Annotated in this window: 17 protein-coding genes; 6 read left to right on the top strand and 11 right to left on the bottom strand. The window is 69.2% G+C overall.

The features are described from left to right. Positions 1 to 2 precede the first annotated feature (2 nt). Entirely contained in the window at positions 3 to 656 is a 654-nt protein-coding gene (locus ATK30_RS06030; RefSeq protein ID WP_101434694.1) for a response regulator, read from the bottom strand. After that, positions 653 to 1,834 carry a histidine kinase gene (locus ATK30_RS06025; RefSeq protein WP_101440657.1) on the bottom strand — a complete coding sequence of 394 codons (1,182 nt, stop codon included), beginning with the start codon at positions 1,832 to 1,834 and terminating at the stop codon, positions 653 to 655. Before ATK30_RS06025 ends, ATK30_RS06030 begins: the two co-directional genes overlap by 4 nt. Positions 1,835 to 1,958: 124 nt before the next feature. On the opposite strand from ATK30_RS06025, the gene ATK30_RS06020 reads away from it, so the two are divergent. Genes ATK30_RS06020 through ATK30_RS06005 form a run of 4 tightly spaced genes read left to right on the top strand, consistent with a single transcriptional unit; the run spans position 1,959 to position 4,112 of the window. Further along, a complete protein-coding gene (locus tag ATK30_RS06020) occupies positions 1,959 to 2,525 on the top strand; it encodes a hypothetical protein (protein WP_101434693.1) in 567 nt (188 codons plus the stop codon). Then, positions 2,522 to 2,728 (top strand): hypothetical protein, encoded by a 207-nt coding sequence (locus tag ATK30_RS06015; protein ID WP_101434692.1) that lies wholly within the window; start codon positions 2,522 to 2,524, stop codon positions 2,726 to 2,728. The genes ATK30_RS06020 and ATK30_RS06015 overlap by 4 nt, the downstream gene beginning before the upstream one ends. 10 nt (positions 2,729 to 2,738) lie before the next feature. Beyond that, on the top strand, positions 2,739 to 3,116 hold the full coding sequence (locus tag ATK30_RS06010; RefSeq protein ID WP_101434691.1) for a hypothetical protein: 378 nt from the start codon (positions 2,739 to 2,741) through the stop codon (positions 3,114 to 3,116). A 21-nt stretch (positions 3,117 to 3,137) separates the two neighbouring features. Then, complete coding sequence (locus ATK30_RS06005; RefSeq protein ID WP_101434690.1) at positions 3,138 to 4,112, top strand: phosphotransferase family protein; 975 nt, start codon at positions 3,138 to 3,140, stop codon at positions 4,110 to 4,112. On the opposite strand, the gene ATK30_RS06000 is transcribed toward ATK30_RS06005, so the two are convergent. The 7 genes from ATK30_RS06000 to ppgK all read right to left on the bottom strand — a co-directional run bounded on the left by ATK30_RS06000 (position 4,104) and on the right by ppgK (position 14,017). After that, complete coding sequence (locus ATK30_RS06000; RefSeq protein WP_208637284.1) at positions 4,104 to 5,039, bottom strand: hypothetical protein; 936 nt, start codon at positions 5,037 to 5,039, stop codon at positions 4,104 to 4,106. The genes ATK30_RS06005 and ATK30_RS06000 overlap by 9 nt on opposite strands. A gap of 81 nt (positions 5,040 to 5,120) precedes the next feature. Next, positions 5,121 to 6,809 (bottom strand): ABC transporter family substrate-binding protein, encoded by a 1,689-nt coding sequence (locus tag ATK30_RS05995; RefSeq protein WP_101434688.1) that lies wholly within the window; start codon positions 6,807 to 6,809, stop codon positions 5,121 to 5,123. A 40-nt stretch (positions 6,810 to 6,849) separates the two neighbouring features. Then, the gene (locus tag ATK30_RS05990) at positions 6,850 to 8,982 is read right to left on the bottom strand and encodes an ABC transporter ATP-binding protein (protein ID WP_101434687.1); all 2,133 of its coding nucleotides are present in this window, start codon (positions 8,980 to 8,982) and stop codon (positions 6,850 to 6,852) included. A gap of 34 nt (positions 8,983 to 9,016) precedes the next feature. After that, on the bottom strand, positions 9,017 to 10,033 hold the full coding sequence (locus tag ATK30_RS05985; protein ID WP_101434686.1) for an ABC transporter permease: 1,017 nt from the start codon (positions 10,031 to 10,033) through the stop codon (positions 9,017 to 9,019). Continuing rightward, a complete protein-coding gene (locus tag ATK30_RS05980; RefSeq protein WP_101434685.1) occupies positions 10,033 to 11,010 on the bottom strand; it encodes an ABC transporter permease in 978 nt (325 codons plus the stop codon). The genes ATK30_RS05985 and ATK30_RS05980 overlap by 1 nt, the downstream gene beginning before the upstream one ends. A gap of 601 nt (positions 11,011 to 11,611) precedes the next feature. Beyond that, positions 11,612 to 13,033 (bottom strand): RNA polymerase sigma factor, encoded by a 1,422-nt coding sequence (locus ATK30_RS05975; RefSeq protein ID WP_101434684.1) that lies wholly within the window; start codon positions 13,031 to 13,033, stop codon positions 11,612 to 11,614. Positions 13,034 to 13,255: 222 nt separating this feature from the next. Then, positions 13,256 to 14,017 carry a polyphosphate--glucose phosphotransferase gene (gene ppgK / locus ATK30_RS05970; RefSeq protein ID WP_101434683.1) on the bottom strand — a complete coding sequence of 254 codons (762 nt, stop codon included), beginning with the start codon at positions 14,015 to 14,017 and terminating at the stop codon, positions 13,256 to 13,258. Between the two features lie 64 nt (positions 14,018 to 14,081). Here ppgK and ATK30_RS05965 point away from each other — a divergent pair, with 64 nt between their 5' ends. Beyond that, positions 14,082 to 14,918, top strand: a complete 837-nt coding sequence (locus ATK30_RS05965) for an inositol monophosphatase family protein (RefSeq protein ID WP_101434682.1) — start codon at positions 14,082 to 14,084, stop codon at positions 14,916 to 14,918. 33 nt (positions 14,919 to 14,951) lie between these two features. Here ATK30_RS05965 and cei read toward each other — a convergent pair whose 3' ends face one another. Next, complete coding sequence (gene cei, locus ATK30_RS05960; RefSeq protein ID WP_101434681.1) at positions 14,952 to 15,635, bottom strand: envelope integrity protein Cei; 684 nt, start codon at positions 15,633 to 15,635, stop codon at positions 14,952 to 14,954. 507 nt (positions 15,636 to 16,142) lie between these two features. On the opposite strand from cei, the gene ATK30_RS05955 reads away from it, so the two are divergent. Beyond that, positions 16,143 to 16,451 (top strand): DUF4193 domain-containing protein, encoded by a 309-nt coding sequence (locus ATK30_RS05955; protein WP_013224476.1) that lies wholly within the window; start codon positions 16,143 to 16,145, stop codon positions 16,449 to 16,451. Between the two features lie 327 nt (positions 16,452 to 16,778). On the opposite strand, the gene ATK30_RS05950 is transcribed toward ATK30_RS05955, so the two are convergent. Further along, a complete protein-coding gene (locus ATK30_RS05950) occupies positions 16,779 to 17,261 on the bottom strand; it encodes a DUF3093 domain-containing protein (RefSeq protein ID WP_101434680.1) in 483 nt (160 codons plus the stop codon). Positions 17,262 to 17,264 lie beyond the last annotated feature (3 nt).

The following is a 17,264-nucleotide window of genomic DNA, read 5'->3' as shown; positions in this document are numbered from 1 at the left end:
GGCTATCCGGGTGGCTCGATGCCGTGGTCCTGCGCGAGGATCGCGGCCTGCACGCGGGAACGCAGGCTGAGCTTGGCGAGCACGCGGGAAACATGCGTTTTCACCGTCGCCTCGCCGATGCGCAGCCGGGTGCCGATTTCGGCGTTCGAGAGCCCGGCGCCGAGGCAGCCCAGCACCTCGCGTTCGCGTTCGGTGAGGTCCGCGAGCCCGGCCGGCGCGGGCGACGGCCCGGCCGGGGTGCTGGCGAACGCGGCGATCAGCCGTTTGGTGACCTGCGGGGCGAGCACGCCCTCGCCCGCCGCGACCAGCCGGACGGCCTCGATCAGCCGCGGCGCCTCCACCGACTTCAGCAGGAACCCGGCGGCCCCGGCGCGCAGCGCGGCGTGCACGTACTCGTCGAGGTCGAAGGTGGTGAGGACCAGGACTTCGGCGAGCCCCTCGGCGATCAGCCGCCGGGTGGCGGTGATCCCGTCGGTGCCGGGCATCCGGACGTCCATCAGGACCACGTCCGGCCGCAGCGCGCGGGCTTGGCGCAGCGCGACCTCGCCGTCGGCGGCTTCGCCGACCACTTCGATGCCCTCGGCGTTGCCGAGGATGAGCGCGAGCCCGGCGCGGATGGCGCCGTGGTCGTCGGCGACGAGGACTCGGATGGTCATGACGGCTCTCCGGCGAGGGGAAGTTCGGCGTGGACAAGCCAGCGCGGGCCGGACGGACCTACTCGCAGGGTGCCGCCGACGGCGTGTGCGCGCTCGCTCATGCTCAGCAAACCGTGCCCGCCGCTGTCGGAGCGGCCCGGCGCGCCGAGCAGCTCGTTGCCGATCTCGACGGTCAGCGTGCCGTCGGCGACTCGCAGCCGCACGGTCGCCCGGCTGCCCGGAGCGTGTTTGACCGCGTTGGTCAGCGCCTCCTGCGCGATCCGGTACGCGGTGAGGTCGACCGCTGTCGGCAGCGTGAGTTCTTCGTCCACAGTGGAATCCACGGTCACCGTCATGCCCGCCGCTCGCGCCGATTCCACCAGCCGGGCCAGTTCGGCCAGCCGGGCCGGGGCGGTCACCTCGTCCTCCGCGGCTTCCGAACGCAACAGGCCGATCATCGCGCGCATTTCTTCCAGCGCGCGCACGCTGTTCTCCCGCACCGCGACGAGCACGGTCTGCGCGGTCTTCGGATCGTCCGCCATGGACAGTGCCGCCTCCGATTGGATGGCAATCGCGGACAGATGCCCGGCGACGACGTCGTGCAGGTCGCGAGCCATCCGCGAGCGTTCGGCCGCCACCGCCGCCTTCCGGTCGAGCGCGGCGATCGTCGCGAGCTGCTCGGCGTTGGCGCGCTCGCTCGCCGCGATGTCGCTCTGCTGGCGCACGTTCGCGCCCCACCACACCGGGACCAGCAAGAACGACAGCATGCTGAACGCGCCGAGCGCCGCCGCCCGCCAGCCCGCCACGGCCAGGAACACGAACAGCACGGTGAGCGTGATCGTGGCGGTCACTCCGACCAGTACCCGGGTCGTCCAGCGGGAGCCGTACAGCATGGCGGAGTACAGGAAATCCGTGTACGCGATGGCGATCGGCAGCGACAGGCCCAGCGCGACGTCGACGCCCACGATGCCGGTGGTGACCAGCAGCCCCCACGGAACTTTCCGGCGCAGGAACGCGGCGAGGCAGATCGCGCCGAGTTCGGCGAACCGGATCCACAGCGGGAACGGGTCGCCGTTCGGCAGCAGGCGGTGGCTGTCGGTGAGGTACAGCATCGTGCCGCCGGCGAACACCGCGAGCGCGACGAGGCCGTTCTGCTGCCACGGCGGCAGTTCGCGCGGCCGGGGGAGGGCCGAGCGCAGGTCTCGCAGGCGCACCCGACCATGACAGCACACCCCGGCGACCCGGTCGTCCTACGAAATGATGACCCCTCGATCGTGCCGTCCGGTGACGCGCGCGGCCGCCCGCGCCCGAGATCATGAAGCCATGGACGAGCTGCTGAACAGTCCGATGACCGCCGCCATCGTGGCGTGCGAGATCGGGTTCTGGGTCTTCATCGCGGCCGGGCTGCTGACCCGGTACGCGTTGCGCAAGCAGAGGGCCAGCACCGTGCTGCTGGCGCTGGTGCCGGTAGTCGACCTGGTGCTGCTGGTGACCACCGTGATCGACCTGCTCAACGGCGCGGCGCCGAACGTGACGCACGGGCTGGCGGCGGTGTATCTGGGCTTTTCGGTGGTGTTCGGGCCGTCGATGGTGCGGTGGGCCGACGTCCGGTTCGCGCACCGGTTCGCCGGCGGGCCGCGGCCGGAGAAGCTGTACGGCCGCGCGAAGGCCCGCAAGGAATGGCGCGAATGGGGTAAATGCGTCCTGGCGTCCGCGATCAGCGCCGGGTTGCTGTTGCTCGCGATCGCGGTGGTCGGCGGCTCCGGCCACGTCGAACCGCTGTGGGGGTGGCTGCCGCGGCTGGGCACGCTCACCGGCCTGTGGTTCGTCTTCGGACCGCTGTGGCAGGAGATTTTCGGCTCCTCCGCACCGAAAGAGGCGTCGCGATGATCGAGCTGCTCGGCATCCTCCTTGTGGTGCAGGGCTCGGGCGGGCTGATCAACCGGCTCGCCGGGGAGGGGCATCCGAGCTGGTTCGTCCAGTTGCACGTGCTGCCGCCGCAACTGCACCTCATCGCCAGCGTCGTCCTGCTCGGGGCGGGGGTGGCGGTGCTGTTCGCACATCAGGCACGCAAACGCCGCAGTCGCGGCTAAACTCGGGAGCATGGCGGCCGGTCCGGTTCTGCTGTTCGCCGTGGTCAGCGTTGCCCCCTCGGCGTTGTTCTGGGCTGCCCTCCGCGTTCCGGCGGCTTGCCGCTGGCTGCGTCGGCGACGCGTCGCTCCCGTGCCGTCCGAACCGCCGGTGGAGCAGGTGGCCGCCGACCTGCGCCGGGTACGCCGGACCCTCGCGCAGCTTCCCTCCGGAACGCCCGCCGCCCGCCGAATCGGCACTCGGCAGGCGTACGACGAACTGCTCGTCATCGCCTGCCGCGAGATCGGCGTCGAGCACCGGCTCGACGGATTGCGGGAGGGTGCGGACCGGGATCTCGAACGGTTGCGGATCGAGGATGCGCTGAGCCGTAAAGGATTCGTGCTCTCCTGAGCGGAGTGGCAAGATGCCCCGGTGGACTTCCAGCCGAAAGACCGGCCCCCGGACGCGTTCCAGCAGCCCCTCACCGCCGACCAGATCGAACTGCTCTGCCGCCGCGCGCTCGGCAGCGGTGTGCGGTCCGCGGTCGAAATCGGATGGGGCGGGTACAACAACACCTACCGGGTGGAGCTGGCCGACGGCCCGGCGATCCTGCGCGTCGCCCCGGAACCGGCGCGGCAGACGCGGATCGAGCACCAGTTCATGCGCAACGAATACCTTGCCGCGCCGTACTTCGCGCCTATTGCGCCGCTGATGCCGCGCACGCTCGCCGCCGATTTCACGCATCAGGTGATCGGCCGCGATTACGTGCTGCAGGCGGTTCTGCCCGGAGAGCCCGGCCCGGAAATCCTGTCTGCTCTGGAGCCGGAGCAGCGGACGCCGTACTTCCACCAGCTCGGCGAAATCGCCCGCGCCGTCCACGACGTGCGCGGGCCCGGTTTCGGCCTCGTGGCCGGGCCGCATTTCGCGACCTGGAGCGAAGCGCTGATCGCGTACTTCGAGGACAACGCCGCTGACGTCGAGGACTTGGGCCTGGACGGTTCGGACCTGCGCGCGGTGGCCGCGTGGGCGAAGCGCGACGCCGCGCTGCTCGACGAGATCACCGAACCGCGCCTGCTGCACGGGGATCTGTGGCACGTGAACGTGATGCTGACCCCGGAACTGGAGATCGTCGGGGTGTTCGACCACGACCGCAGCTGGTGGGGCGACCCGGCGGCGGACTGGACGATCCGCATGGCCTCGATGAAAGCGGGCTCGAAGCGCGACGCGTTCTGGGACACCTATGGCCCTCTGGACGCGTCCCCGGCGGCTCGGCGGCGGGCGTTGTACTACGAAGCCCGGCACCTCGGCGCGGTGCGGTTGGAACGGCACCGGCTCGGCAAGGAGGGGAAGGTCGAGGAGTCGTACCCGGAGCTGGCGGAGATCCTGGCGGCGCTGGAGTCAGAGTGACGGGTCGGAGCCGCGCAGAGCGGCCCACCAGAACCCGAACGCGGCGATCAGCACGCTGACCGTCAGCCACCCGGCGAAGCCGCTGCCGTCGACCAGCGCCCAAAACGCGCCCACGACCGGCGCGACCGCCAGCACCGGCAGGTCAGCGCGGAACTGCCGCGCAAGCCGTACCGGCGTGGCCGCGGCGAGCGAGCGTTCCTCGTCCGGCTCGGAAGGGTTGTCCAGCCGACGGCCGCGAGGCTCGCCCATGCGCACCGAACCCGCCGGGTACAGCACCTCGCCGTCGATGCGGACGGCGACATGACGGTCCGTGCGCAGGTCGCCCAGCACCTCGACCCGCGAGGGTGACGGCAGCCCGATCAGCGTCGGAGAGAAGTACACCGGGATCCATCGAGGCGTCGCGGTATCGGTCTCCAGCCACGACCGCGTGAGCAGTCCGCGCTGCACCTTCACCCGGCGCATCGGCACCGAAGAGCCCGCCTTGCGCCGAGAGGGCTGCACGAAACGCGTGAAGAGCAGGAATCCGTTCACCGCAAGCATCGCGAGCACCGCGACCACAGTGACCGTCGCGTACGTCGAAGCCCGGTCGGTGGTCACCAAAGCCGAAGCCCCGGTCGTGACTGCCCGCGAAGGCGCTGACGGGTCGTAGCGCACCGGAACCTTCGCGCCCAGCGGCGGGGGAGTGGTGTCCAGTTCGACCGCCGCGCTCGCCTCCGGTTGGTTCGGCACCGGGAAGCGCACCGTGACGGTGGACTCGTCGACCCGCGCCACCACGCCGGTCGCGCTCGCGGTGAGACCTTCCAGCCGTGGGCGGGTGCTGGTGAACTCCAGCAGCTGCACCGCGAACACCGCGGCGCACGCGACGAACACGACGGCACTCGTCACCAGGATGTGCCGCACCGGCCGCAATCGCAGGAAATTCCGCACAACGCTCACCTTAACTGTCCAAAATGGAAGGAGCGGCGCGGGGGAGTCCGCGCCGCTCCTTCGTTTCCCGCTAGGGGAGGATTACTTCATGAACCCGATCTTGGGGTAGTCGTACGGGTTGTTCGCGTAGCCCGGCGAACCGTAGTTGGCCACCGTCTTGCGGACGGCGAAGGCGCCGACCGACTGGAAGATCGGAAGCTGGTGGCCCAGCGCCCAGATCTCCTTGTCCGCGGCGTTGATGTCCGCGGCCCGCTTGGTGTCGTCCAGCTCCTGCGCGGCGGTGTCGAGCAGCTGGTTTTCCTTGTCGCTGCCGATCCGGCCGTAGTTCTGGTTGATGTTCTTCGGGTCCAGGTAGTAGATGCCCTTGCTGCCGCCGATCGGGAACGAGTTCGAGATCCAGCGGAACAGCGTGAGGTCGAAGTTGCCGACGTTCACGTAGTTCTTGAAGAACTCGGTCGACGGGACGGCGACGATGTCGATGCCCACGCCGATCGCCTTCAGCTGCGACTGCAGGATCTGCGCGGTCTGCTGGCTGATCGGGGTGCCCGACGGGATCACCAGGCGCAGCTTCAGCTGCTTGCCGTCCTTGGCGCGCAGGTCGCCGGACTGCTTCCAGCCGAGCTTGTCCAGCTCCGCCTTGGCCGCGTTCTGGTCGAACTTGTACGGGCCGCTGTTGTCCTCGTAGGTCTTGGAACCCTTGAGGTACAGGTGGTTGCCGATCGGCGTGGTGTCCTTCTGCATCTGGCCGAGGATCGACTTGGCGATGGTCACCGTGTCGACGCCGCGCATGATCGCCAGCCGCAGGTCCTTGTCCGCGAGGATCGAGGACGACGCGCCGTTGAGCGTCATGTGTGTGTAGTCGGGGTAGGCCGACTGGCGCACGACCGCGTTCGGGTCCGCCTGGGCCCGCTTGAACGCGTTGATGTCGTTGTTCAGCGGGTAGAAGTCGATCTGCCCGTTGGCGAACGCGTCCGCCAACGCGGGACGGTCCACGACCTTGTAGGTCACCGTGTCCAGCTTCGGCTTGTCGCCCCACCAGTTCGGGTCGCGCTCGAACACCGCGGTCTTGGCGGTGTAGTCGACGCTCTTGATCTTGAACGGACCCGCGGTGATCTGCGCCTTCTGCGCCCAGCCCTTGTTGAAGGTGTTGGCGTCGGCCATCGCCTCCTTCGGGTACAGCGGCGAGAACAGCGACTTCCACTCCGCGAACTTCTTCGCGAAGGTGATCTTGACGTCGAGGTCGTCAGTGCCCTTCTCGACCTTGGCGATGTCCTCGTAGCCGGTCGTCTGCGAGACCTGGTAGGCGGTGTCCTTGCCGTTCAGGGCCTTCGCCATCGCGGCGAAGTCCTCCCAGGAGAACTGGCGCCCGTTGCTCCACTTGGCCTTCGGGTTGATCTTGTACTCGATGACCTGCGGGTCCTGGCTGACGATCTCGGCCGAGGTCAGGTAGTTCTTGTCGATGCCGACCGTCGCGTCCGCGTTCTGCGGGAACGGGTAGGGCAGGATCGCGCCGAACATGTTGGCGCCGTCCAGGACGGTGCCGTCGACCTCGTAGTAGTTCCAGTTGTCCGGCAGCTGGTCGACCGGCCACTTGAAGTCGCCGCCGTCCTTCACCTTGTCCAGCGGCTGCTCGTTGATGTCTGCGGTCTTGACGGCCGACGAGCCGGTGTCCTGCAGATTGCCGCCGCCGCCGCTGCCGCCGCCGCAAGCGGCGAGCAGGAGCCCCAGAGCGGCAACGGGGGCCACGAATGCGGCCATTCTCCGTCGCATGTGTCTACCTTTCTTCTTCTGGTGTGCCAACGGATCGTGGCTACACGACTTCGCGGGTCTTGGCGTAGTGGCACGCCACGTCGTGGTCCTGCGCGCGGGATTCGCGCGGCGGCTCGACGTCGACGCACTTCTTCCTGTCCTGTTCGGACAGTTGGGAGAAGACGAAACACCGGGTGCGGAACCGGCAGCCCGACGGCGGGTTCGCCGGGCTGGGCAGGTCTCCGGTGAGGATGATCCGGCCGCGCTCGCGTTCCTTGGCCGGGTCCGGGATCGGGATCGCGGACAGCAGCGCCTGCGTGTACGGGTGCTGCGGCGCGTCGAAAACCGTGCGGACGTCGCCGATCTCCACGATCTTGCCGAGGTACATCACCGCCACGCGGTCGGCGATGTGCCGGACCACCGACAGGTCGTGCGCCACGAACAGGTACGACAGGCCCAGCTTGGCCTTCAGCTCGTCCAGCAGGTTGATCACGCCGGCCTGGATCGACACGTCGAGCGCGGACACCGGCTCGTCGAGCACGATCAGCTTCGGCTCCAGCGCGAGCGCCCGCGCGATGCCGATGCGCTGGCGCTGGCCGCCGGAGAACTCCGCCGGGTACCGGTCGGCGTGCTCGGGGCGCAGGCCGACCAGCCCGAGCAGCTCCGGCACCCGCTTGTCGATGCGCTCCTTCGCGAACCCGTGCGTCACCATCGGCTCGGCGATGATGTCGCCGATCGGCAGCCGCGGGTCGAGCGCGGCCATCGGGTCCTGGAAGACCACCTGCAGGTCGCGGCGGATCGCCTTGCGGTCCTTGCCCCCGAGCTTCGCCACGTCCTTGCCGAGCACCGCGACCGAACCGTGCGCCGGGGCCGCCAGCTCGAGGATCTCCATCAGCGTGGTCGACTTGCCGCAGCCGGATTCGCCGACCAGGCCCAGGGTTTCGCCCTCGACGATGTCGAAGGTGATCCCGTCGACCGCGCGCACCGTGCCGACCTTGCGCTTGAAAACGGTGCCCTTGCTGACCGCGTAGTGCTTCTGCAGGTCCCGCACGTCCAGCACGGTGGTGCGCTGTTCGCGCGGCACGGACGCGACGGCGGCCTCCTCGATCACCTCGGCGCCGTAGACCTCGGCGGCGTCCGCTTCGGGACGGCCGAGTTCCTCGGTGCGGATACAGGCGGCCCGGTGCGTCGTGTCGACGGGCGCGTTCGGGTTGCCCGGCGTGATCGTGAACAGTTCCGGCTCGGCCGTGCGGCAGGCGTCGATCGCCAGCGGGCAGCGCGGCGCGAACGGACAGCCCTGCGGCAGGTTCACCAGCGACGGAGGCTGACCTTCGATCGGCACCAGCGGCTGCTTCTCCCGCGCGTCGACGCGGGGAATCGAACCGAGCAGGCCCAGCGTGTACGGCATCCGCGGCTGGGCGTAGATCGTGTCGACCGGCCCCTGCTCGACCGCGCGCCCGGCGTACATCACCATCAGCCGGTCGGCGAACCCGGCGACCACGCCGAGGTCGTGCGTGATGATCACGATGCCCGCGCCGGTGACCTCCTGCGCGGTCTTCAGCACCTCCAGCACCTGCGCCTGCACCGTCACGTCGAGCGCGGTGGTCGGCTCGTCGGCGATGATCAGGTCCGGGTCGTTGGCGATCGCGATGGCGATCACCGCGCGCTGGCGCATGCCGCCGGAGAACTCGTGCGGGAACGCCTTCGCGCGCGCCGCCGCGTTCGGGATGCCGACCAGGTCGAGCAGTTCGACCGCGCGGTTGTTCGCCTGCTGCTTGGTGATCGTGCCCTTGCCGTGCACCAGGAGCGCTTCGGCGATCTGCGCGCCGACGGTGTACACCGGGGTCAGCGCGGACAGCGGGTCCTGGAAGACCATCGAGATCTTCTTGCCGCGGATCTTCGACAGCTCGGTGTCGGACTTGCCGATCAATTCGCTGCCGGAGAACCGGATCGAGCCCGAAACCCGCGCCTGCGGCGGCAGCAGCCCCATCACGGCGAGCGACGACACCGACTTGCCCGAACCGGACTCGCCGACGATGCCGAGCACCTCCCCCGCGGCGACCTGGTAGTTCAGCCCGCGCACCGCGTGCACGCGGCCGGACTCGGACGGGAAGGACACTTCGAGGTTCGAGACTTCCAGCACGGTGCCGGTCGGCTTCTCGGTGTCCACGGTCAGCTCGAGTGCCCTGCTCATGCCGCCTCCGCGGTGAAAAGTACGTCGGCGGTGCTCATGCTTCTGCTCCCACGGTCTGCTGCGTCTGCGTCGAGGCAGTCGACTTGGTCTTTTCTTCGATCCGCTTCCGTTCCTTGCGCCGCGAACGGCTGGACGACGGGTCGAGCGCGTCGCGCAGGCCGTCGCCGACGAAGTTCACCGCGAGCACGGTGAACACCAGGAAGCCGGCCGGGATGTAGAACAGCCACGGGAACGTGCGGACCGCGTCGGAACCCGCCGAGATCAGCGTGCCCAGCGAAACGTCCGGAGCCTGCACGCCGAAGCCGAAGAACGACAGCGACGTCTCCATGATGATCGCGACGCCGACGTTGATCGTCGCGTCGATGATCAGCAGCGAAGCCATGTTCGGCACGATGTGCTTGAAGATGATCCGCCACGGGGACTGGCCCATGAACTTGGCGGCCTTGACGAACTCGCGCTCGCGCAGCGTCAGCGTCATGCCGCGGACGATGCGGGCGGTGATCATCCACTGGAACAGCGCGATCAGGCCGACCAGGATCAGCCACGTCTTGCCGCGGAAGGCCGGCGACAGGATCGAGATGATCAGGAACGGCGGCAGGATCAGCAGCAGGTCGACGACCCACATCGACACCCGGTCGGTCCAGCCGCCGAAGTACCCGGCCGCGGAGCCGACGATCGAGGCCACGCCGGTGGAGAACAGCGCGGCCAGCAGGCCGATGGTGAGCGACTTCTGCAGTCCGCGCATGGTCTGCGCGAACATGTCGCCGCCGATCTGGTTGGTGCCGAACCAGTGCGTGCCGTCCGGCGGCATCAGCGTCGAGGCCGGGTCGAGTTCGTCGTAGCCCCACGGCGAATACCAGCTGTAGGTGAACGCCAGGACGTAGAACAGCAGGATCACGACGAGACCGGCCAGGGCCAGTTTGTTGCGGAAGAACCGGCGGGCGACGAGCCTTCCCCGGCTGGAGGACTTCCCGGTCTGCTGCTCGGTCTGGGTTTCGGTGGCTGCGACGGCCGAGTCGGCGAGGTCGGCCTCGTTCAATGGGGCGGCCATCAGATCCTCACCCTCGGGTCGAGCGCGGCGTAGAGCACGTCCGCGAGCCAGCCGGCGAGCAGCACGCAGATCGCGATGAACAGGGTCACGGTGGTCACGATGTTGGTGTCCTGCTTCTGGATGCCGGTCACCAGCCAGTCGCCCATGCCGTACCAGCCGAAGATCTTCTCGGTGAAAACGCCGCCGGTGATGAGAAGGCCGAAGCCGAACGCGAACAGCGTCGCCATCGGGATCAGCGCGGTGCGGAGGCCGTGCTTGAACAGCGCGCGCCTGCGGGTGAGGCCCTTGGCCTGCGCGGTGCGCAGGAAGTCCGAGCCGAGCACGTCGAGCATCGCCGAGCGCTGATAGCGGCTGTAGTAGGCGACCTGGGTCAGCACGATCGCCAGGGTCGGCACAATGATGTGCTGCAGCCGGTCGAGCAGAGCGTCGCCGAAACTGCCGTCGACGGCGCCGCCTTCGCCCTGCACGATGAAGAACTGGTATCCGTCGAGCAGGTTGTCATTGACCGACTGCGCGCCCGCTTTGAGGATCGTCGCGATCACGAACACCGGCGTCGACAGCACCACGAAGGAGAACGTGGTGGCGAGGTAGTCGCTGATCTTGTACTGCCGGATCGCGCTGACCACGCCGACCAGCACGCCGATGATGATGCCGATCGTGATGCCGAGCAGGAACAGCCGCAGGCTCACGCCCGCGCGGCGGAACAGCTCGTCGGTGATCGCCTGATCGGCGACGGTACGGCCGAAGTTGCCTTGGAAGACGCCGCCCAGCCAGGTGATGAACCGATGCGGGATCGCCTGGTCCAAGTGGAGTTCGGCGGCCTTCGCGTCGATCGTCGCCTGCGGGGCGGGCGGATTGCGCAGCTTGAGCGCGTCCAGCGGGCTGAAGGACAGCGATGCCAGGGAGAACGCCGCGAAGGTCGCGACGAGGCACAGGGCGATGTAATTGACGAGTCTGCGGAGGAGGAACCCGATCACAGGTGCCTCGCTTCACCGGGGACGGAGGATCCGCTCCGTGCCGCCGGACATCCCTGGCTCGCTCGCGATTGAGTTTTCGTCGAAAACACTGGGCGGTGCTGCCTTCCAATACTGACGCTCGTTGTGGGCGCAGCCTAATGGCGATCAGCCGTTGCGATCTTCGTTTCCAGGCAACCAAACAATCACGATTTCCGCGTTCTGGCGGAGAACAACCGACTTTAGCATCTTGTCCGCGCCCCATTGTCGCGGTAAGTGCGCGGCCGTGCACCGGCGATGAGTATTCCGGAACGGTTCCGGGGGTTCCGCGTGAACGGTTGTGAACGGGAAACGGACAGGCATTCGATCCCCTCGCTTGAGGTTCGGCCGAGTCGCACGTTCGCCTGCGTGGGATTCGCCTCGCGGATTCCGTTGTGCCGCAGCGTAATTCGCGTCGGGCCCGCGCGCCGCCGAGTTTTCGGGACTTGTCCGGTCCACTGTGGTCAGCCGAAAGAAGGATTTCGCGGAAATGCCCGGCCGGCTCCGCGCGCGTTGTTGTCGGTAAACGCAGAAACCCCGCCGCCGCGTAGTGCGGGGCGGGGTTTCTCGCGGGAACCTGAGAAGCTCAGTCCAGGTAGTCGCGCAGCACCTGCGAACGCGACGGGTGGCGCAGCTTCGACATCGTCTTCGACTCGATCTGCCGGATCCGCTCGCGCGTGACCCCGTAGACCTGGCCGATCTCGTCGAGGGTGCGCGGCTGGCCGTCGGTGAGGCCGAAGCGCAGCCGGACCACGCCCGCCTCGCGCTCGGACAGCGTCTGCAGCACCGACTGGAGCTGGTCCTGCAGCAGCGTGAACGACACCGCGTCGACCGCGACGACTGCCTCGGAGTCCTCGATGAAGTCGCCGAGCTGCGAGTCGCCCTCGTCGCCGATGGTCTGGTCCAGCGAGATCGGCTCGCGCGCGTACTGCTGGATCTCCAGGACCTTCTCCGGCGAGATGTCCATCTCCTTGGCGAGTTCCTCGGGCGTCGGCTCGCGGCCGAGGTCCTGCAGGAGCTCGCGCTGGATGCGGCCGAGCTTGTTGATGACCTCGACCATGTGCACCGGGATGCGGATGGTGCGCGCCTGGTCGGCCATCGCGCGGGTGATCGCCTGGCGGATCCACCACGTGGCGTACGTGGAGAACTTGTAGCCCTTGGTGTAGTCGAACTTCTCCACCGCGCGGATCAGGCCGAGGTTGCCCTCCTGGATCAGGTCCAGGAACGCCATGCCGCGGCCGGTGTAGCGCTTGGCCAGCGACACGACGAGCCGGAGGTTCGCCTCCAGCAGGTGGTTCTTGGCCCGCTCGCCGTCGCGCACGATCCACTTGAGGTCGCGGCGCATCTGGGTGACGAGCTTCTCGCCCTCCTCCTCGGCGGTGCGCACGCGCTCGGCGGCGTAGAGCCCCGCCTCGATCCGCTTGGCGAGCTCCACCTCCTCCTCGGCGTTCAGCAGCGCGACCTTGCCGATCTGCTTGAGGTAGGCGCGGACCGAGTCGGCCGACGCGGTGAGCTCGGCGTCCTTGCGCGCCTGGCGCAGCGCCTCGGACTCCTCCTCGTCCCACACGAAGTCCGGGTTGTCCGAGGACTTGCCGCCCTTGTCCGCCTGGCTCGCGCGACGGCGCGCGGCGGTGGACGTGGCCGCGGCCCCGTCGGTCGCCTCGGCCTCGTCGTCGGAGTCGTCCTCGTCGTCGTCGGCCTCGTCGTTGACCGTCTCGTCGACGACGTCGACCTCGACCTCTTCGAGATCGGACAGGTCCGGGCTGTCGAGTTCGGCCTCGTCGAGGTCGACCGGGCCGTCGGGATCGCCGTCGTCGGTCTTCGGACCCTTCGCGGCGGCCTTCTTCGCCGGAGCCTTCTTGGCCGGAGTCTTCTTCGCGCCCGCCGGCTTCGCGGCGGTCTTGCGCGCCGGGGACTTCGCCGCTCCGGTGGCTGCCTCGTCGGCCGGCTCGCCGGCTTCGGTCGCTGTCTTCGTCCCGCCTCGGGTTGCGGTTCTTGCGGCTGCCACTTACGCCCTTTCGCAGCGGTCGATCATGACGAGCCGAGATGTCGCCACCTCAGCTGCCTCACATTCGGGGAACACGCCTCGGCCTGCGGTTTTACCTCCGCAGCTCCTGCGCCGTGTTCCATTGTAACGACGTCGGCCCACTGCGTCGCGAAGCGATCACCCTCCGGCCCCCTACCCGGCGCCTGGCGGTGACCGGTCCGAGACCCGGCGCGGACCGGTCGTTCAGTGCCCGGCGCCCTCTGCCGCGGCCGCCGCGGCCCCGACGATGCCCGCGTTGTTCTGCAGCGACGCGACGACCACCGGCGTGCGGATGTCCAGCAGCGGCACCCACTTCTCGGCCTTCTTGCTGACGCCGCCGCCGACGATGAACAGATCCGGCCAGATCAGGTTCTCCAGCACCGAGAGGTACCGGTGCACCCGCTTGGCCCACTCCGGATACGACAGGCCCTCGTTGTCCTTGATCGAAGCGGCGGCGCGCTTTTCCGCGTCGTGGCCGTCGACCTCCAGATGGCCGAATTCGGTGTTGGGCACGAGCTTGCCGTCGTGGAACAGCGCGCTGCCGATGCCGGTGCCGAAGGTGAGCAGGGCGGTCACGCCGGTGCGCGCGGCCGCGTCGCCGAAGCGGATCTCGGCGAGGCCCGCGGCGTCCGCGTCGTTGAGCATCGTGACCTCCTCGACGCCCTTGCCGAGCCGCTTCGCGAAGAGCGCTTCGGCGTCCGTGCCGATCCATTTGTGGTCGATGTTGGCCGCGGTGTGCGCGGTCCCCCTCTTGACCACCGCGGGAAGCGTCACGCCGACCGGCCCGTCCCACTCCGCCGCGCGCACGATCTCGGCGACGACGTCGGCCACCGCGTCCGGCGTCGACGGCTGCGGCGTTTCGATCCGATGCCGGTCCCCGATGAGCTGTCCCTGTTCCAAATCGACCAGCGCGCCTTTGATCCCGCTGCCGCCGATGTCGATTCCGAAGCCTCGGGTCGCCGTCACTGACGTGGTCCCTTCTCGCACGATTCAGAAGTCTGCTGCGGAGACTTTAACCGGATGTGGTGACATGGCGGGCGTGGGAGTTGACGAGGCGATGCTGAACGACCTGAAAAACACCGCCGAGCAGGTCGCGGTCGAGGCCGCGCACCTGGTCCGGACGGCCTGGGTGCGGATGCAGTCCGGCGGCGAGGTCGCGGTGGACACGAAGTCGGGGGAGACCGACGTGGTCACCGCGGTGGACCGGGAGTCGGAGGAACTGGTGCGGGCCCGGCTGAAGCGGATCCGGCCCGGGGAACCGGTGCTGGGGGAGGAGGGCGGCGGGGCAGGCAACGACGCCGCCGGCGGGGTCACCTGGGTCGTGGATCCGATCGACGGGACGGTCAACTTCCTGTACGGCCTGCCGACCTTCGCGGTGTCGATCGCGGCTCAGGTGGACGGGGTGTCGGTCGCGGGAGCGGTCGTGGAGCCGGTGAGCGGACGGCGCTGGACGGCCGTGCGCGGCGGAGGTTCGTGGCTCGACGGCACCCGGCTGTCGGTGTCGGCGGCGGACCGGTTGGAGCTGGCGCTCGTCGGGATGGGGTTCGCCTACGGGCAGGACCGCCGCGTCCGGCAGGGCAAGCTGACCGCGGATCTGATCGGGCGCGTGCGCGACATCCGCCGCCGGGGAGCGGCTTCGCTGGACCTGTGCGCCGTCGCGGCCGGCTGGCTGGACGGGTACTTCGAGCACGGTCTGCACCGCTGGGACTGGGCCGCCGGAGCGCTGGTGGCCCAGGAGGCGGGCGCGACGGTGCTGCTGCCGGGCGAAGCGGCCGATCTGGGGGAGGACGCGACGTTCGCGGCGTCGCCGGGGATCGCGGCGGAACTGCGCGCGGCGCTGTCCGCGGGCGGTGCGGCAGAGGTGTGACCGCGGGCCGTGCCTGCTGACCTCGTCGCGGGGTCAGCAGGTGACGGCGCGAGCGGAAGCCAGGAGCGCCTGGTCGATCACCGGCGCGCCGGGGCTGGCGGACTGCTCGCTGCTGCCGCCGCCCTGGTGCGCCTGCGACCAGGCGGTGAGCTGCTTGAGGATCTTGACCGCCTCGGGACGCGGCTGGATGTCGGTGAAGAGCTTCCCGGTGGCCAGGTCGACGGAGGCGTCCTTGCGGGTGTCGTGGACCAGCTCCGCGCACGGGACGACCAGGCTGACCGTGCGGGCCGCCGAGGCGCCGTTGTCGCCGTAGCGGATCTGGCCGCGGCAGCGCGCGTCGCCCTTCGGGTACGCCGGGTCGTTGTCGGGATTGCCGATCGCGGTGAAGCCGAGTTCCCGCAGCGCGTTGGTGGCGATGCTGCCCTGCCCGCGCGTGCTGCTCGCGTTGAGCACCTTCAGCGCGATCCTGTCCGGCGGCATCGGCGAGCGGTCGTCCAAGCCGTTGTGCGGGACGGACGTGTAGGTGACTCCCGGCGGCGCTTTGGGCTCCGGGGTGCAGCGGACCGCCTCGTCGACGTCGCCGCGGCCGACCACGGCGTGGACCCACACGAACACCGCGCCGAGCGCGAGCACGCCGATCACGATCAACGCGGGCAGCGGACGGTGCTTGCGATAAGGCCGCGCACCACGGTTCCCCGACCCGTTCCCCGACGCCACCTGCCCCGTCCCTTCCCCTCGCAGAACCGGCCGCGGTCGCCCCGCCGCGCCTCGCGGTAACCGCCAGCGTACGCACCGGCGTGGTAGCCGGTGAGCCTAGGCGCTGACCGCGGCGCGCGGTGTCGCGGGTCACCTTCACCCGTTCCGCGTAATGCCCCTCCGCGGCGATCGCACCACGGACGCCTCCGCGGGAGCAAGCGGACGCGGCCGCGAGGTGAGGTAACCGACGCCGGGGCAACCCGATCGGAGGACAGGCGTCTCACCTGCGCGTTCCCCCTCCCGGGTGACGCTGGCACAGCAATGTCCGACTCGGTGCGAGGCGCGCCCGGCGGTGAGCTACCCTTCCCGGGCTCCGGCCGCCGGACGAGGTCAACCGGGTTGAGACCTGGGTCACTCGCAGGCCGGGCACAAACAGGGGCGCTGGAACGTTGACCAGCGGCACGACCGGTATCGGGCGCCTCCGGAACCGGTGCAGGACGAGATGCTGAATCGCAGGGGTGAGGGACAATGGCTACCGACTACGACGCTCCGCGCCGCAGCGAAGCCGACGAGCTGGCCGAAGACTCGTTGGAGGAGCTGAAGGCCCGGCGGAACGAGAACCAGTCCGGCGTCGTCGACGTCGACGAGGACGCGACCGCGGAGAACTTCGAACTTCCCGGCGCGGACCTCTCCGGGCTCTCCGGGGAAGACATGACCGTGAAGGTCGTGCCGAAGCAGGCGGACGAGTTCACCTGCTCGGTGTGCTTCCTGGTGCACCACCGCAGCAGGCTCGCCGAGGACAACGGCGGCCGGCTGATCTGCCGCGACTGCGCCTGACCTGGGGATTTTCGAGGGGAACCACAGGGAGAATCACGGGGTTTTCGCGGTCTGGTGTGACCGGGTAGCAAGGGGGTCGGCCTTCGGGGCGGCCCCCTTACTCGTGTTCGGGGTTGTGTCGTGGTTTCGGCTCGTCGCCTGGCGGCGACATTGCTGTGGGTGGGGCGTGGGGGCACCCCGAAGCTGAGTGTGCTGACGGTCTGGGGGTGCTTGTCAAGGCGGGAAAGATGCCTTGACAAGCACCCCCAGACCGCAGAGGAGGCTTCGTATCGGGGTGCAGGGCGGGGGCTGGCTGCCTCGTGCGTTGGGTGTGCTGGCGGCGGGTTGTCAGGCGCCGCGGAGGAGTTCGACTACTCGTTGTGGCTTGCGGGTGCTGAAGAGCCAGTAGGGGGTGGGGTCGGCTGGGTCGGTCAGGGTGAACCGGACGGCGGGGCCTATCCAGCCGCGGTGCAGGACGAAGGCGGCGGGGTCGCCGTCGCGGCCCAGGGCGTGGCGTTTGGCGTCTTTTTCCACGACGGTGATTTCGCCGACGTAGCGCAGCGGGAGGTGGGCGTCGCCGACCCAGAGTTCGGGGTCGTCGCCGCTGGTGATCTTGATTTTCGCCCTGCCCAGCGAGAGCAGGAGCGCGGCCATGACCGGCACGGCGACCGCGAGCGGGATCCACATCGGGATCGACGGGTAGCCCAGGTGGACCTCGACGCCCAGCAGGATCGCTCCGGCCATCGGCAGGGGCCAGCCCCACCATGGCAGGTAGAGCCGTTCGGAGTGTGCGACGACGCCCGTCGCGGCGGTGTTCACGCGGTCAGCCACACG

The sequence above is a fragment of the Amycolatopsis echigonensis genome (genome assembly GCF_002846615.1).
GTDB lineage: Bacteria > Actinomycetota > Actinomycetes > Mycobacteriales > Pseudonocardiaceae > Amycolatopsis > Amycolatopsis echigonensis.
Note: the sequence above shows the minus strand (reverse complement) of the source record. Positions and strands in the feature narration are given on the sequence as shown.

Coding starts and splice junctions, on each gene's coding strand:
- ATK30_RS06030 (WP_101434694.1), bottom strand. CDS start 656: ATGACCATCCGAGTCCTCGTCGCCGACGACCACGGCGCCATCCGCGCC.
- ATK30_RS06020 (WP_101434693.1), top strand. CDS start 1,959: ATGGACGAGCTGCTGAACAGTCCGATGACCGCCGCCATCGTGGCGTGC.
- ATK30_RS06015 (WP_101434692.1), top strand. CDS start 2,522: ATGATCGAGCTGCTCGGCATCCTCCTTGTGGTGCAGGGCTCGGGCGGG.
- ATK30_RS06010 (WP_101434691.1), top strand. CDS start 2,739: ATGGCGGCCGGTCCGGTTCTGCTGTTCGCCGTGGTCAGCGTTGCCCCC.
- ATK30_RS05995 (WP_101434688.1), bottom strand. CDS start 6,809: ATGCGACGGAGAATGGCCGCATTCGTGGCCCCCGTTGCCGCTCTGGGG.
- ATK30_RS05990 (WP_101434687.1), bottom strand. CDS start 8,982: ATGAGCAGGGCACTCGAGCTGACCGTGGACACCGAGAAGCCGACCGGC.
- ATK30_RS05985 (WP_101434686.1), bottom strand. CDS start 10,033: ATGGCCGCCCCATTGAACGAGGCCGACCTCGCCGACTCGGCCGTCGCA.
- ATK30_RS05965 (WP_101434682.1), top strand. CDS start 14,082: ATGGCGGGCGTGGGAGTTGACGAGGCGATGCTGAACGACCTGAAAAAC.
- ATK30_RS05955 (WP_013224476.1), top strand. CDS start 16,143: ATGGCTACCGACTACGACGCTCCGCGCCGCAGCGAAGCCGACGAGCTG.